Raw genomic sequence first — 14,865 nt, forward strand, 5'->3', positions numbered from 1 at the left:
CACCGCCCGTAGATTCAGCAAAAAATCCGGTTTCTTGAGTTTGATTAAGCAGGCTGTACGCGCTTGTAAGTCACTAACTCCAAACCAGAAATCGAAAAATCAACTCTTTCCCAATCTTCCTTCTCGCCTTCCAAATTTTCAAACGCTGCGGAGGTGAGCAAAATCTCTCCCCGTTCCGCCAAATCCTCTCCCAGCTTGGATGCTAGATTGAATTCAGATCCGTACATATCCTCTCCTTCTAGCATCAAAATGTCACCGTAGCCAATTCCAATGCAGAGGTAAATATCCATTTCCGGCGGCAGAGTTGTGTTTACAGCCCCCGTTTGTTTCAGACAGTCAATTGCAGCTTCAACAGCCGATTTCACATCGGGAAATACTGCAAAAATATTGTCGGCTTCTTCTTTAACAACAATGCCGCTATATTCCGAAATTACGGGCTTGACAATTCCGTGCATCCGGTGAATCATTGCCAGAAAGTGGATGATTCCGTAGCGGACAGTGGTTCGCGAAAACCCCGACATATCCATTACTAAAATTGCGTGGGTTTGGCGGAATGTGGCATTAATTTTTTCATCAATTTCTGCCATTCTTTCGGGGTGTTCGTTTCTTTCTTGCAGCAATTTTTTTAAATAACTGCGGTTATTTGTTTTCATTAGCTAATAATACTAAATTTGGGTAACTTTTCTCAATTTTATTCAGCGCTTCCAAGCCGCGATCTGCCTGAATTACGTTCAATTCGTTGCATCTCAACTGATGTGAAATGCACTCTCGCTGGCTGTGGGAATTTTCCACCACTAAAACTGTACTTATCACTCCCCACCTGGTTTTTTAGGTGAACTCGTTCGCTGCTGTGAGTTATCATTGCTGAAATTATTTTACCCGCATTGGATGAATTTGCGATCGCCTTCCCGGAAAAGCTGCTGCAGCAAATTTTCAACGGAGAAGTTGTTGGTAAGCTGTTGTGCAAATAAACATTGTATATTTTGACTATAGATCAAACAAAAATCTTCTCCCCCTCTTTACCTCCTCGCGAAGCCGAATAGCCCCTCTCTCCGTCTCCCCCTCTCCCCCTCACCATACACAATTGGGATGCACAACAGCTTAGCGGCTTGGTGACGAAGAGGTGGCGATGCTGGATTTTACGGCAGAAGAAAGCGATGCAGCGGCGCTGCTAGTTTGGCTGCGACTGTCAGTTTTGGGTCAATTCCCGGCGATAGTTGCGCCGTTTGCCGCCCTTGGACTTGACTTGAGGCGATCGCCTTCCACCCTGCAATAATTTGATTATTTGTTGAAATACAATTTAAATATTGATGAGCTTAGCAGCGACTCATCCTAACTTCGCAAGACTCAAACGAAACATATTTTTAAACGGTGGAAGTGAGAAAATTAAACATTTGAAAAAACCAGGCGCTGATAATATTTTGGCGGTGCATCTTTCAGGATTTTGACTTCCAGGATTTGGTTGCGGGAATCCCATTCTGCCGTTAATTTATAATCTTAAAGATGCAGGAAAATGATTTCGAGCCGGACTTACGCATCGACACCAAAGAAACCGGGTTTGGGCCTGATTTGCTGGCTGCAACGAAGGATTTTGATGAAAAACCCGGTTTCAAATCGCGCAGGTGTTCAAGATTATTGATGATATTCGATCGCCCGACCCGATCTTAGGGGTTGCATATTTTGGAAAATGTGCTATGGTATGACCTAATCGGTTCTGGTGGAGATCAGCCACTAGACGAAAGGGGGAAAGTTCGGTGCAAACCCGGCGCTGTCCCGCAACTGTGATGAAGCGTAGAGTAGCTTCTTAGTCAGGATGCCCGCCGATTGTATCGTTCTATTAACCCATCTGCGAGGTACGGATGTCTTCAGTATTTTGTTTTCGATTCGATTGTTTTTCACCAGATGCTGCGCGATCGGCTATTATGCTCCTTAACCCGTGAGAAACCTTTGGTGCAATTGGTTTCTAGAGCAACATAACGAGTTAAAAAAGTTAGCCTCAACAGCATTATCTAGTTTTAGACGCAAGAAATATTGCGCGGGGTTTTGCCTGCTGTAATTTCTAACAGCTTTGTGATAGCGATGTTAGATATTCAGACGATTTCACCTTTGAGGCGTCACATTACATTCTGATGACATTGCTGTAGAAAATTCTGCATCGGATACCCCTTAGTTTCCGACAGAGTTTCTATGGAATATCAAAGACTCAACTCGATCATTCAGCAAATATCAATAGTAAAAATTCAGTCATCTAATGTCCGGTTCATTACCATCACAAAAACCTTTTGTAGTGCGGACTTCAGTCCGTACTACGAACCAATCGGACAGGATATCAATTGCGATCGCTCTTTGTAATATCGCTATTTGTACTGATGATGCTATTGAAACCCATACTTAAGAGAGAAAAATCATGTCAATTTCAACTGCAACAATTGGATATCCTCGCATTGGTAAAAATCGCGAAGTTAAAATCGCACTAGAAGCATTTTGGAGTAGCAAATTAGATGCCAATAATTTATTACAAACAGTCAGAAAAGTAGAAATAGAAAACTGGCAAATACAGCTAAAAACAGGTATAGATCGCATCGGTGTTGGCGATACTACCCTCTACGATAGTGTTCTGGATTGGACAGTTCGCCTGGGGTTAATCCCCGATCGCTTTCGGGATTTATCAGGTTTAGATCGCTACTTTGCAATGGCGCGGGGCAAAGAAGGGATACCTGCACTAGAAATGACTAAATGGTTCGACACCAACTATCACTACCTGGTGCCAGAAATTCCCTCAGAATGGCAGCCTGCTGATTTTAGCGACTTTCTCGAAACGGTTAATCGCGCTCAAACTTTATTAGGCGAAAAAGTAATTCCTATTGTTTTAGGCCCCATTACTTTATTGCGATTAAGTCGGTTTGACATACCCTTAAATGAAGCAATTTCAAGATTACGAGAGCGTTATCTGGCGTTGCTGAAAGCCTTAAAAAACTTGGGTATTTCTGAAGTACAAATTCACGAACCTGCCTTAGTTCTGGGTGATGCTGGCCAATTCAAAGAAGCCTTTGAGTCAACCTATAGTTCCTTAGCTGAAATTAAACTTCCCATCGATTTAGTTACTTACTTTGATGATTTAGGAGATACCTATCCTTGGGTGATACAGTTACCAGTTGCTAAAATTAGCTTAGACTTTACTCGCGGATGCAATTTGAAATTGCTTAAAGAACAGGGATTTCCGGCTGATAAACGATTGGGTGTGGGAATTGTAGATGCTCGCAATATTTGGCAAATTCGTCCCGAACAAGTGCTGCCAGTGCTGCAAGAGATTCAGCAAATTACGCCCGATATTGTAATTCAGCCGTCGGCATCGTTGCAGTTTGTTCCCTACGATGCCGCACGGGAAACAAAGTTGCCAGAACCTCTCCGCAACGTGTTGAGTTTTGCCGAACAAAAACTGCAAGCTGTGAAGTTTTTGGCACGCAGTTTAGCCGGAGAAGAGACTGGAAGCGATCGCGCTAAAATTAGCAATGCCTGGACAACCTTCGAGGAGTTTAGCCCTACCAATATTGCCGTGCAGGAACGTCTGAACAGCCTGACAACCAATGACTTTCAACGCAAATTATCCTACGGCTTGCGGTTGTCGAAACAGATTTCTCTGCCCATTTTTCCCACCACAACGATCGGCTCGTTTCCTCAAACCCCGGAAGTGCGAAAACTGCGGCTGCGCTACAAAAAGGGTGAATTGAGTCAAGAAAACTATCAAGCTGCGATCGACGTTCAAATTGCCGATAGCATTAAAATCCAAGAAGAAATTGGGCTAGATGTGTTGGTGCATGGCGAATTTGAACGCACCGATATGGTGGAATATTTCGGACAACAGTTGGATGGATTCGCCTTCACGGCAAATGGCTGGGTACAAAGCTATGGCAGCCGTTACGTGCGTCCGCCGATTATTTACGGTGATGTTGTTCGCACTGATCCAATGACTGTGCGCGAGTTCAAAGTAGCGCAATCATTGACGCAAAAACCCGTTAAGGGAATGCTAACAGCTCCCGTAACAATTTTAAATTGGTCATATCCGCGCACCGATATTTCCAGACAAGTACAAGCATTTCAAATAGCTTTGGCCTTGCGGGATGAAATAGCAGATTTAGAAGCAGCAGGAGCGCAAGTAATTCAAGTAGATGAACCAGCATTGCGCGAAGGCTTACCTCTGAAAGTAGAAAACTGGAATCAATACCTGTCTTGGGCTGTAGATGCGTTTCTTCTGGCTACCGCAAGCGCTCATCCTCAAACTCAAATTCACACGCATATGTGCTACTGCGAATTTGGCGATATCATCAAAGATATTGAACGGTTAGATGCCGATGTAATTTCGATTGAAAATAGCCGCAGCAATAACCAAACGCTGCATGAAATAACCGCCGCAGGTTACACCTATCAAGTAGGTAATGGCGTGTATGACATCCACAGTCCAGTGGTGCCAACGACGGAACAGATTTTGCAACAACTGCGAACTGGCATTGCTAATCTACCAACTCAACAAATTTGGGTAAATCCCGATTGTGGCTTGAAAACACGACGTTGGGAAGAAGTAATTCCGGCGCTAAAAAATATGGTGGAAGCTGCCAAAATCCTGCGGGAGGAAGTAAATGCGACCGGAAAATAGCGTTTGGCAAGGAAATTTTGGCTATTGGCAACAGGGATTTATTCATACCAATTTGCTGGTTATTGGTTATACAGCATGGAAGGGATTTGAGTTTTTCGGGCGGGGTGTTGTGGTCTGTGATGTAGATACTCAAGTTCTTGATTCTACAATGACAAGCCTCGAATCAATTCCTTTTCAAATTCAGTTTATTCCTGTGAATTTGATGCAATTTTATCTGGGATCGCTATCCGTTGACTCATCGAATATTCCATCTGTGATAGCAGCAACTGTGAAGTACAATCCAGAGCAAGATATTCTGCTATTGCTGAAATTTGGTCGTCAAACAGAGGTAAATCTATTAAGGAAACTAGCCATTTCTCCTGCCGATTGCCACGAACAAGTCTGTAGGCGCTGGGAGGAATTTCAACCAAGTTTGATACCGTAAAAATTCCGATCTTAATGCCTAAATTAAACTCGATTCATATTTCGCATAGGTTGATAACTTGATACTGGATATTTAATACATGATGACATCTGAAACAAATAGCGAAGATTGGCAGCAATCCTTTATTGCAACTAATCTGCTGGTGTTAGGCTATAACGCTTGGGTTGGCTATCTGAATGGTGAACGAGGCGCAGTAATTTGTAGTCTTAATAACCCATTGATGGGAGTTACTGGTGAAACATTCCAATCGCATTTTGTTCCCCGCAGTCGTTTGGCTCCCTTTCTCAATGCTTGGTTATTGGCTCCCGACACCGCTATCCTGCAAAATCACCACATGAACGGTCATATTTTGCAAGCTGCAGATACCTATAACCCTAGTAAAGACATCATTCTGCTGCTGGAATCCGGTCGGGAAGTCACGTTCTTTTATCTGCGAAATCTACCGATTTCGCCCTCGCAATGTTACGAGCAAATCTGCAAAGAATGGGAAGAATTCCAACCTCAGTTCACCCGTTTGAACGAAGAAAATCTACGATGCAATTGATACTACACAAAGTTGGGATGGAACCAGTTGCCGAACGCAAGTTAGAGGGTTTTTTAGTGTTGGGGTTTCGGTTTGCGATCGGTTTGGCTAGCGGTGCATTGTTTGTCCGAATAGCAATAGTGCGATCGCAAATAGCAAAGCTGCATCTTCCTGAACAGGATTCTCTCTCTGAACGATCTGACTAATTCAGGACTGACGCATCAAGACCAAAGAAACCGGGTTTTTGAGCTAATCTGTTGCGCTATTTTCACAGCGAAAAATACTGTCGCTTTTGATTTTTTTGCTACTAATTTAGTACCGCAAAACACTAACAACAGCATCGCAGAAACCGGGTTTCTTGGATGTGCGCGGGGTGTCAGAAACCCGGTTTATTCCTCAATTTTGGTGGGGATGCGTAAATTATCGCAGAAACCGGGTTTCTTGGATGTGCGCGGGTGTCAGAAACCCGATTTCTGGCGATCGATGCGTCCAGGACTATATCGATCGCCCTACTGGTACAATAGAATGTACAAGATCAGCAAATTCAACCGCTACTCGAAATCATGTCCGCAAATACCGCGCTACCCGCAGCCCTAGCTAAAATCGTCCAGCGCTTCCAGCGACACTCCGATCCGAAACAGCGCTACGAACAACTGCTGTGGTATGCAAAGCGACTCCCAGCATTTACCGAAAGCGATAAACTCCCAGAAAACAAAGTTTCTGGTTGCGTATCGCAAGTTTATATTACCGCAAATTTGACCGACGGAAAAGTTTTGTATCAAGGCGATTCTGACGCTCAGTTAGTCAAAGGATTAGTTGGCTTGCTTGTGGAAGGCTTGAGCGGATTAACGCCTGCTGAAATAGTTAGCATTACCCCAGATTTTATTCAAGATACGGGATTGAATGTGAGCCTGACACCTTCCCGCGCTAACGGATTTTATAACATCTTTCAAATGATGAAAAATAAAGCAGTGGCTTGCGAATTGAGCGCGCAAGCAGAAGCAAACTAACCGGAAAAACAGCCATGATTCAGACTGCCGATTTAACCAAATCTAATTCTAGCAACTATCCCGCGACAGTTCAGAAATATCTCTGGAACTGGAAAGAAACACAGATTGAAGTTATTTACGAAACCAGGGGAGAAGGAAAACCCGTATTGTTACTGCCGGCTTTCAGTACGGTTTCAACGCGGGAAGAAATGCGTCCTTTAGCAGAGTTGTTAGCTCCAAATTTTCAAGTTTTGAGTGTAGATTGGCCTGGTTTCGGCGAATCTTCGCGCCCGCGCACCGACTACGAACCGCAATTATACCATCAGTTTTTGAAGGATTTTGTAGAGTCAGTTTTTAACAGTCCTGTGGCTGTAGTTGCGGCCGGTCACGCTGCGGGTTATGCGATGCAATTAGCGCAATCAAAGCCGAATGTTTGGTCAAAGATTGTGTTAGCTGCACCGACTTGGCGCGGGCCTTTGCCGACAATGAGCAAACAGCAAAGGGGTTGGCACGGAATGGTGAGAGAATTAGTACGATCGCCCTTAATCGGTCAATTCCTGTACAAACTGAACACTGCGCCGTCATTCCTGAGTTTGATGTACCGCCGCCACGTCTACGCCGATGCCGCCAAAGTCACAGCGGATTTCATTCAAAATAAGCGGAAAGTCACTCAACAAGCAGGCGCGAGATTTGGTTCGGCGGCTTTTGTCACCGGAGGTTTAGATCCGGCAAAAACGCGGGAAGAATTTGTCGCCAACTTCCAAGGATTAACAGTACCGGTGATGGTTGTAGTTGCGGAAAAAGCGCCGCCCAAATCAAAGGCGGAAATGGAAGTATTAGCTCAATTACCGGGAGTGGAATCGCGAGTTATTCCGGGAACTTTGGGCCTGCACGAAGAGTTTGCAGAAGATTTGGCAAATGCGGTTAAGTCTTTTATTTAAGAGGTAATGAACCGCAGAGGACGCTGAGGGCGCAGAGGAGAGAAGCAAAGAGGGGATGAATGCAGGCTATTTTTTTTACGTTAGTTTTAATTTTTTGCTATTGGTTTTGTCTGCCAGTTTATGCTGTCGGACAGTTGCAGCCGATGGACTCACAAAAAAGTATCATTGAAGGTGCGATCGACTTTCACATCCATTCGTCTCCTGATGTGATTCCCCGCAGGTTGGATGATTTTGAGGTAGCTAAATTTGCCACCAGCGCGCACATGAAAGCAGTTGTCTTAAAAAATCACTATGGCAGCACCGCAGCACGGGCAGTTCTAGTCAATAAAATTGTACCGCAAATCGAAGTTTTCGGGGGAATTGTTCTCAATCATTCCGTAGGCGGGATTAATCCCCAAGCTGTAGAAGCAATGCACCGCATCGGCGGCAAATACGGTAAAGTAGTGTGGCTGCCAACCGTTGATTCCAATCATCATTTAAAGGTTTTTCACAAATCGGGAATCGGGATTAAAGTAGCAGAAAACGGCAAACTTTTACCAGAAACAGCAGCGGTACTCAAGATAGTAGCTAGAGATAATTTAGTATTGGAAACCGGACACATTTCCTCAGCAGAAGTTATGGCAGTTGTCCGGCAAGCCAGACTTCTCAACATTAAAAACATCCTGATTACCCACGCAATGGCAGATGTACCCGGTTTGTCCCTAGAAAATATGCAAACAGCAGCCCAGATGGGAGCGTTTCTAGAATTAGCATTTGTCAACGATTTGATGGGAGAAAATGCCGCCGATGACGGACATAAAAACTGGCATCACGTTTCCATTAATCAGATGGTAACAGCCATTAAACTCATCGGAGCCGAGCATTTTGTTCTGAGCACAGATTTGGGAAGAAAACCCGATCCTTTACCTGCAGAAGGTTACAAATTATTTGTAGAAAAGTTGATGGATGAAGGCATTTCTCAACCTGAAATTGATTTAATGATGAAAAAAAATCCCGCTCGCTTGTTAGGGATTTAGAATTGTTAGCTGTTAGCTGTTGACTGTTAGCTGTTGACTGTTAGCTGTTAGCTGTTGACTGTTGACTAATGACTAAGGACTAAGGACTAAGGACTAAGGACTAAGGACTAATGACTACCGCCAACTGCCAACTACCAACTACCAACTACCAACTACCAACTGCCAACTGCCAACTGCCAACTGACTAATGACTTTTTCTATTCTTGATTATTTTTACCGCGCACGTATCCGTTATCTGCAATCCGCCAAGCACCGCCAGCATTACCCGTTAAATCGCAATCATCTACTGTAGCAATGCCATCTCTGTAAACTACAATCGCCTCACCTTCATTGCTATTAATCCGACAGCGGCGCACGATCAATTTTCCTCCCAATCCGACACCGATTCCCAGACTGCCGTTATTATAAATATTGCAATCTTCCACCGTTGCTTTCCCATTATCCGAGATAAAAATCCCGTTCCATATTGCATCGTGAATTTGACAGCGGCGGATTACCGAACTCGCCTCGGAGCCACAAATTACCACCACAGAATAGTTGGCAGAAGTGATATCGCTGTCTTCTAAAATTAACTCGCCTCTACGAATATCTACAGCATAATATTTCCCCGTGGCTATCAGCGTCAAACCTCGGACTAAAGCGCTATCGGTTTGCATTTGAATGCAGTTTGAGTCGGTGCTTTCCACAGTGACGCTACCCGCTTCTGTGCTGCCGATAATTTCCACAGATTTGTCGATGATTAAACTTTCTCGATACAAACCGGGCTGTACATAAATGTGCGTACCCGAAGCCGCATTTTTTACGGCTTCGCTAATAGTAGTATAATCGCCTTGACCTTCTTGGCAAACGATAAGGCCTTGACTTTTATCAACTATTGGTTGTGAGGTGGATTTTTCAATTTTGTCTGCTAATTCAGCCTTGGGAATTTCTCGATCGCCCTTTTCGACAATTGGCGATTGTAACTCCAAGCTTTCTTGATTGACTGTTCCTAACTGAGGTTCTAACTCAGATTCTTGACGTTGCAATTGAGCTTGATTCTCGTTGGCTGTCTCGATTTGACTTTGAAGTTCTGAGAGTTGAGCATCAAGTTGCGATCGTTCTCTGTTAGCAGTGTCTAACTGAGATTCCAATCGTGAGCGAATTTGAGTCACACTTTCTAACTGACTTTCTAACTCGGATATTTGAGATTGTAGTTGATTTTGATTTTGGTTTGCTGTGTCAATTTGAGTTTGAAATTCCAACTGTTGAGCTGCCATCTGAGATGCCAATTCTGAGCGAATTTGACTTACGCTTTCTAACTGACTTTCCAACTCAGATATTTGAGACTGTAGTTGATTTTGGTTTTGGTTGGTCGTGTCAATTTGAGTTTGAAATTCCAACTGTTGAGCCGCCAGCTGTGATTCCAATGCTGAGCGAATTTGACTTACGCTTTCTAACTGAGTTTCTAACTTGGATATCTGAGATTGCTGTTGATTTTCGTTTTGGTTAGCTTGCTCGACTTGAGTTTGGAATTCCGACTGTTGAGCTGCCAGATTTGATTCCAATTCTGAGCGAATTTGAGTCACACTTTCTAACTGACTTTTTAACTCGGATATTTGAAATTGCAGTTGATTTTGATTTTTGTTGGCTGTGTCAATTTTAGTTCGGAATTCCGACTGTTGAGCCGCCAGCTGTGATTCCAATTCTGAGCGAATTTGAGTCACGCTTTCTAACTGAGTTTCTAACTTAGATATCTGAGATTGTTGGTGATTTTGATTGTGGTTGGCTTGCTCGACTTGAGTTTGGAACTCCGAGAGTTGAGCCGCAAGTTGTGATTCTAATTCTGAGCGAATTTGATGCGCGCTTTCTAACTGGGTTTCTAACTCGGATATTTGAGATTGTAGTTGATTTTGATTTTGGTTTGCTTGCTCGATTTGACTTTGGAATTCCGAGAGTTGAGCCGCAAGCTGCGATTGCTCAGTGTTAGCAGTTTCTAATTGAGCTTGCAGTTCCGATAATTGAGATATAAGTTGGGAGTTATCTCCCTCGCTGGGATTTACTTGAGCCTGCAATTCTGACAACTGCAAAAGCAGTTGTTCTCGCTCTCCAATAACTGTCTGTGATTGATTTTGCAGCTCAGACAATTGAGAGTTTAACTGCATTTTATCTCGATTGGCAGCTTCTAACTGTGTTTCCAACTCTAATAATTCAGATAGAGTTTGTTCTGCTTGTTGGCGGGCGGTTTCCAATTGAGAATTGAGTATTTCCTGTTCTTGTTCTGCACTTTCCAATTGAGCTTGCAAATTCGACAGTTGAGAATGCAGTTGCTCCCGCTCTTGAATTGAGCGCTCGAACTTAATTTGAATTTCCGACAACTGGTACTGTAGCTGCAATTTGCCTTGACTGGCTGTTTCCAACTGACTGTCAAATTCCGACAGCCGATCGCGAAATAGAGCGATCTCTGCATCCAGCGCCTCTCGCTCTGTTTGCATTTCCAGGATTTGAGCTACAAGTTGCGATCGCTCCAGAGTCGCAACTTCTAGCCGATTTTGAAGTTCCGCCAATTCCGGTAACTGCGACTGAGCTTGCCCTGCGCTTTCTAACTGAAACTGCAAATCAGCAATCAAAGCATCAACTTGCGATCGCTCTTCAGCAATTTGGGCCATAAACCCTTCCAATTCCGACACCTGATTATTTAATAAATCCTGCTCGCCAGTCACACTTGCCAAGCGATTTTGCAACTGAGACAATTCAGAATTAAGCTGATTTTCCATCTCAGTCTTTTGGCGCAATTCCGAAGTTCTGGCATCCAACTGCGACGCTAACTTCGATATAGCCTCCTGCGAGCCGTGCATCCGCACCAAATTTCGTGAATTTCGCTTATTCAAAATTAGCCAGCAGACTAATGCACCGCCTCCAAATCCTATTAATAAAAGTAATGCTTCCATTTGGTTTATCTAATCTATATAAATTGAATTGCCCTGATGCTTGCCCAAAAAATGGACATCCACAAATCCTGTTCTTGCTCAAAGCTATCACAACTTGCGCGCATTTTTTTTTACTTGGCTCGGCAATTTATATTTATTTACATAAATTCAACAGGTAAGATGTCTGTTGCATTGGTGTCCAGTCAACCCTAAAAACCTTTGTATTTCTCGTTGATACGCGCGTCTCGCTCCCCCTTCCATACCCCCATACTCCCCCGGATAGTCTGGGAGTAGGGGTTGACTTTGATATTTTCCGCTCCCCTTTTCGATGCGGGGTCACCGGGGGAGCGAAGGCATAATCCTCCAACAGTAGATTGGCAATAAATTTGAATGCAACGGCGTACAATGCACGCCCTACAAGATGTTTTGTCAAAGTTCAATTAGCGAAGTAAATCCACAATATGAGGAATAATCGCGATATGTTGAGTCAACAAATAATCCAACCTATCCGCCAGCAAACTAAAAATTAAATCGTTATAACTCATCCCGTATTCCGCCAAGCCCAAAGTAACCAAACTTGTCACATTTTCGTCTGGATGTTTTAGATCCGGTTTCGGATTTGCTTCCAAAACATAAAGTGAACCCTCAGCATCACTCCTGACATCAATCCGCACCAAACTGTTCAAACTAAACTCCCAATATATTTTGCAAGCTAACTCAATTAACCTTTGTTTTAGTTCTGGTTCTTCCTCCCCCATCAACCGCCCGCGATCGGCCGTAATCGCCTTTTGATCCATAGAAGTAAAGATGCGTTCCTCCGGTTCAAAAACTCGTTCTACCGTGGAAAAGGCAAAGGGTTTTGGATTTTTGGTAAAACAGCCTTTAGCATGAGTTACATAACCACAAACCGCTACACAAAATTCTCTTCCTGGCAAATACTTTTCAATTAAAGCCGTATTATGAGTTTCTCGGTGAACTTCTGAAACCGCCTGAGATAAACCCTCAATTTTGTCAATCAAATGAACCTGCAGCGAAGCGCGGCCGGATACTGGTTTGACAATAAAAGGCCCTCGATAATCACCGAAGACTATGGCAAAACGCTCGTGGAAATTAGGCTGAAAAATTCCTTGGGAAGGATGCCAAGTCATAAACGGAGCGGTTTTTATTCCGACTGATTGCAGTTCCCGTTTAAAAGCGTGTTTGTTGTCTAAAGTAGAACTGTTTAAAGGATTGTGACCGACATAGGGCATTCCCAACATTTCTAACAAGGCGGGAGTGTGACAAACAGGATTGTAGCCCTGCACTCCGCCCGTATTTAGCCAGACTAAATGGATTTTTTGTTCTTTTAGTTGTGCGGGTAAGTTCATGTCATCAGGGATGACACAGACGTGCTGAAAGCCGATTTCGGTTAATGCTCGGGCAATCTCGCGGGCGACGATTTCGTAGCTTTTCCAAGAACGGGGATTGTGCGTTTTGTAAATTACGGCTCCCTGGCGATCGCAGTTGCCACCAAACACCACAGCAATCCGCAGTTTGGCAAACAGCTTTTCTAAGTATTGAGGGAGCAAACTCAATTCGTAATGCCAGGAATTTATACCGGTTGATGTTGCTACCATTTAATTTTTTTCCTTTTTTGTTTTATTTGCGATCGGCATATTTGCTCGATTTGGCTAAATATATTCCAGCCAAAACTACAGAGAAAGCGAACCAATTAAACAAGCTCAAATTTTCGGAAAATAGCATCCAGGCAATAATCGCCGTAATTACTGGTTCTAGCAGCAGAAAAAGGGCGACAAATCCCGATGACAAAGTGCCGAGACTGTGGATGAGAAGTCCTTGGCCAAAAGCTTGACAAATCACGGCTAAGGCAATTACAGTCAGCCATCCCTCCCAAGAATAAGGGAAAATTCGATCGCCCTCCAGCAAAACCAAGGGCAAAATCAAGAGGCTACCAATCAAACAGCGCCACATCAATATAGTTGTCGCCGGGAACTTGGTTCGCAAATCTTCCGCAATCAGCAGATTTGCTGCATAAAACATTGCGGATAACAAAGCAGCAATGTCCCCGGTAAAATTGTCTCCGGCGATTTGCAAGTCGGTAGTGCCGATCGCAATTGCGCCTGATAAAGCCACTACCAATCCCAGCAAAAACCTGCCGTCAAAATGCCGTCCCAACAGCAGCCATCCCCCCAAAGTAGTAAATAAAGGAGTTAAGTTGCGAAGTACGGTAGAATTAGCGACATTAGTTTGAGTTAGCGACCAGGCCCAGAAACCGAGAGAAGCAGAAGAAACCACGCCGACGGCTGTTAATAACATCACATCCTTCAGAGTGTAGTTCGATCGCCCTTCAACTACATTCCCAGACATTCGGCGGCGCGCTTCCCCCGCCCCGTTCCAAATTCCAAATACCGCAGTTGCTATCCACAAGCGGTTAAAAACCGTAGCATTCGGACTGATTTCCCGTTCGCTCAACCGAATAAAAATGGCCGCCAGGGACACCGCCAGCAGCGCCGCAGACAGCGAGACGATCGCCCAAATTTTACCTTGACTTTCGTCAGCTAATTCACCGTTATTTAAATTGTCCGGGTTTCCAGAAACAATAGTTGTTTCTTCTGCTATTGACGCAGGTATTAACTGATTATTTGCCAAAATATTGTGCTGAATGTCAATATTTTCTTCGGCTAATTCCAACTTTTTTGACATTATTGAAAAGTCCCACCAAGGCTGAAAGTATAAATTAGAAGACTGCCAAAACCCGGTCAGGAATTACACACTCCTTACTTAAGAAACCGGGTTTTTTGTTGGCATCAAGGGCTACAACCAAATTTTTGGCAAAAAACCCAGTTTCTGGCGACCAGTGCAGGACTATATGTTTGATAATTAACAGGAGCTTAGGTTGAAGGTTTAACAGAAAGTTTTGTCAAAGCTTCCTTGAGCGCCGGCGGCAATTGGCGGATAATCTTGCCCTTGTCCCGATCGACACCAACCAAAGTTACCTGCGCCGTCACGTATAACTCCTGCGTATCGGGCGATCGAATTTCGTAATCCCAAAGCAGCCGCACACCCTCACTCGCCGCCACCCGCGTTCTGACAGCCACCAATTGACCCATTTGCACAGAGCGGTGGTAGCGCAGCGAAAGCTCCACCACCGGCAATTCCAAACCCTGCGCCACCCACTCCGCATACTCAATACCGAGAGAGCGCAAACTTTCCACCCGCGCTTCCTCCATCCAAGCCAGATAAGTCCCGTGCCAAACCATACCCGAATAGTCAGTATGGTGAGGGTAGACTCGCACCAAATATTCAAACCAGCCCTCAGAGTCCATACCGGGTCGATTTTGAATAGCACCAGTCGGTGCGAGTTCTGGTTGAGTTCGATCGTTCTCTAACACGTTACAAATTGTTCCAAAAC

15 protein-coding genes and 1 riboswitch are annotated in these 14,865 nt (G+C 44.2%); of the genes, 9 read left to right on the forward strand and 6 right to left on the reverse strand.

Annotated elements, in window-relative coordinates; genetic code table 11:
* Positions 1–44: 44 nt before the first annotated feature.
* The gene (locus QUA97_RS10370; RefSeq protein WP_194066234.1) at positions 45–653 is read right to left on the reverse strand and encodes an adenylate/guanylate cyclase domain-containing protein; all 609 of its coding nucleotides are present in this window, start codon (positions 651–653) and stop codon (positions 45–47) included.
* Positions 640–813, reverse strand: coding sequence for a hypothetical protein (locus tag QUA97_RS10375; RefSeq protein ID WP_228049775.1), 174 nt, complete (start codon positions 811–813; stop codon positions 640–642). Before QUA97_RS10375 ends, QUA97_RS10370 begins: the two co-directional genes overlap by 14 nt.
* A gap of 316 nt (positions 814–1,129) precedes the next feature.
* Here QUA97_RS10375 and QUA97_RS10380 point away from each other — a divergent pair, with 316 nt between their 5' ends.
* The 9 genes from QUA97_RS10380 to QUA97_RS10420 all read left to right on the forward strand — a co-directional run bounded on the left by QUA97_RS10380 (position 1,130) and on the right by QUA97_RS10420 (position 8,547).
* Complete coding sequence (locus QUA97_RS10380; protein ID WP_194066235.1) at positions 1,130–1,276, forward strand: hypothetical protein; 147 nt, start codon at positions 1,130–1,132, stop codon at positions 1,274–1,276.
* A 34-nt stretch (positions 1,277–1,310) separates the two neighbouring features.
* Positions 1,311–1,448 (forward strand): hypothetical protein, encoded by a 138-nt coding sequence (locus QUA97_RS10385; RefSeq protein ID WP_333194560.1) that lies wholly within the window; start codon positions 1,311–1,313, stop codon positions 1,446–1,448.
* Positions 1,449–1,692: 244 nt separating this feature from the next.
* A riboswitch (cobalamin riboswitch) is annotated at positions 1,693–1,839 on the forward strand.
* A gap of 568 nt (positions 1,840–2,407) precedes the next feature.
* Positions 2,408–4,654, forward strand: a complete 2,247-nt coding sequence (gene metE / locus QUA97_RS10390; protein ID WP_333194561.1) for a 5-methyltetrahydropteroyltriglutamate--homocysteine S-methyltransferase — start codon at positions 2,408–2,410, stop codon at positions 4,652–4,654.
* Complete coding sequence (locus QUA97_RS10395) at positions 4,638–5,078, forward strand: hypothetical protein (RefSeq protein ID WP_194066238.1); 441 nt, start codon at positions 4,638–4,640, stop codon at positions 5,076–5,078. The genes metE and QUA97_RS10395 overlap by 17 nt, the downstream gene beginning before the upstream one ends.
* A 79-nt stretch (positions 5,079–5,157) precedes the next feature.
* On the forward strand, positions 5,158–5,622 hold the full coding sequence (locus QUA97_RS10400; RefSeq protein WP_228049776.1) for a hypothetical protein: 465 nt from the start codon (positions 5,158–5,160) through the stop codon (positions 5,620–5,622).
* Positions 5,613–5,807, forward strand: coding sequence for a hypothetical protein (locus QUA97_RS10405; RefSeq protein WP_194066239.1), 195 nt, complete (start codon positions 5,613–5,615; stop codon positions 5,805–5,807). The genes QUA97_RS10400 and QUA97_RS10405 overlap by 10 nt, the downstream gene beginning before the upstream one ends.
* A gap of 357 nt (positions 5,808–6,164) precedes the next feature.
* Complete coding sequence (locus QUA97_RS10410; RefSeq protein WP_194066240.1) at positions 6,165–6,611, forward strand: SufE family protein; 447 nt, start codon at positions 6,165–6,167, stop codon at positions 6,609–6,611.
* Positions 6,612–6,625: 14 nt separating this feature from the next.
* On the forward strand, positions 6,626–7,531 hold the full coding sequence (locus tag QUA97_RS10415) for an alpha/beta fold hydrolase (RefSeq protein ID WP_194066241.1): 906 nt from the start codon (positions 6,626–6,628) through the stop codon (positions 7,529–7,531).
* Positions 7,532–7,590: 59 nt separating this feature from the next.
* Positions 7,591–8,547: a DUF6282 family protein gene (locus QUA97_RS10420; protein WP_194066242.1), complete on the forward strand. Its 957-nt coding sequence runs from the start codon at positions 7,591–7,593 to the stop codon at positions 8,545–8,547.
* Between the two features lie 197 nt (positions 8,548–8,744).
* Here QUA97_RS10420 and QUA97_RS10425 read toward each other — a convergent pair whose 3' ends face one another.
* The 4 genes from QUA97_RS10425 to QUA97_RS10440 all read right to left on the reverse strand — a co-directional run bounded on the left by QUA97_RS10425 (position 8,745) and on the right by QUA97_RS10440 (position 14,845).
* Positions 8,745–11,474: a right-handed parallel beta-helix repeat-containing protein gene (locus QUA97_RS10425; protein WP_194066243.1), complete on the reverse strand. Its 2,730-nt coding sequence runs from the start codon at positions 11,472–11,474 to the stop codon at positions 8,745–8,747.
* 419 nt (positions 11,475–11,893) lie between these two features.
* The gene (locus tag QUA97_RS10430; RefSeq protein ID WP_194066244.1) at positions 11,894–13,069 is read right to left on the reverse strand and encodes a D-alanine--D-alanine ligase family protein; all 1,176 of its coding nucleotides are present in this window, start codon (positions 13,067–13,069) and stop codon (positions 11,894–11,896) included.
* Positions 13,070–13,091: 22 nt separating this feature from the next.
* A complete protein-coding gene (locus QUA97_RS10435; RefSeq protein WP_194066245.1) occupies positions 13,092–14,156 on the reverse strand; it encodes a DMT family transporter in 1,065 nt (354 codons plus the stop codon).
* Positions 14,157–14,344: 188 nt separating this feature from the next.
* A complete protein-coding gene (locus QUA97_RS10440; RefSeq protein WP_194012814.1) occupies positions 14,345–14,845 on the reverse strand; it encodes an acyl-CoA thioesterase in 501 nt (166 codons plus the stop codon).
* Positions 14,846–14,865 lie beyond the last annotated feature (20 nt).

The organism is Microcoleus sp. CZ3-B2, assembly GCF_036705055.1.
Classification (GTDB): Bacteria; Cyanobacteriota; Cyanobacteriia; order Cyanobacteriales; family Microcoleaceae; genus Microcoleus.

Coding starts and splice junctions, on each gene's coding strand:
- metE (WP_333194561.1), top strand. CDS start 2,408: ATGTCAATTTCAACTGCAACAATTGGATATCCTCGCATTGGTAAAAAT.
- QUA97_RS10435 (WP_194066245.1), bottom strand. CDS start 14,156: ATGTCAAAAAAGTTGGAATTAGCCGAAGAAAATATTGACATTCAGCAC.
- QUA97_RS10380 (WP_194066235.1), top strand. CDS start 1,130: ATGCTGGATTTTACGGCAGAAGAAAGCGATGCAGCGGCGCTGCTAGTT.
- QUA97_RS10405 (WP_194066239.1), top strand. CDS start 5,613: ATGCAATTGATACTACACAAAGTTGGGATGGAACCAGTTGCCGAACGC.
- QUA97_RS10400 (WP_228049776.1), top strand. CDS start 5,158: ATGATGACATCTGAAACAAATAGCGAAGATTGGCAGCAATCCTTTATT.
- QUA97_RS10385 (WP_333194560.1), top strand. CDS start 1,311: ATGAGCTTAGCAGCGACTCATCCTAACTTCGCAAGACTCAAACGAAAC.
- QUA97_RS10410 (WP_194066240.1), top strand. CDS start 6,165: ATGTCCGCAAATACCGCGCTACCCGCAGCCCTAGCTAAAATCGTCCAG.
- QUA97_RS10395 (WP_194066238.1), top strand. CDS start 4,638: ATGCGACCGGAAAATAGCGTTTGGCAAGGAAATTTTGGCTATTGGCAA.
- QUA97_RS10370 (WP_194066234.1), bottom strand. CDS start 653: ATGAAAACAAATAACCGCAGTTATTTAAAAAAATTGCTGCAAGAAAGA.
- QUA97_RS10415 (WP_194066241.1), top strand. CDS start 6,626: ATGATTCAGACTGCCGATTTAACCAAATCTAATTCTAGCAACTATCCC.
- QUA97_RS10420 (WP_194066242.1), top strand. CDS start 7,591: ATGCAGGCTATTTTTTTTACGTTAGTTTTAATTTTTTGCTATTGGTTT.
- QUA97_RS10425 (WP_194066243.1), bottom strand. CDS start 11,474: ATGGAAGCATTACTTTTATTAATAGGATTTGGAGGCGGTGCATTAGTC.
- QUA97_RS10430 (WP_194066244.1), bottom strand. CDS start 13,069: ATGGTAGCAACATCAACCGGTATAAATTCCTGGCATTACGAATTGAGT.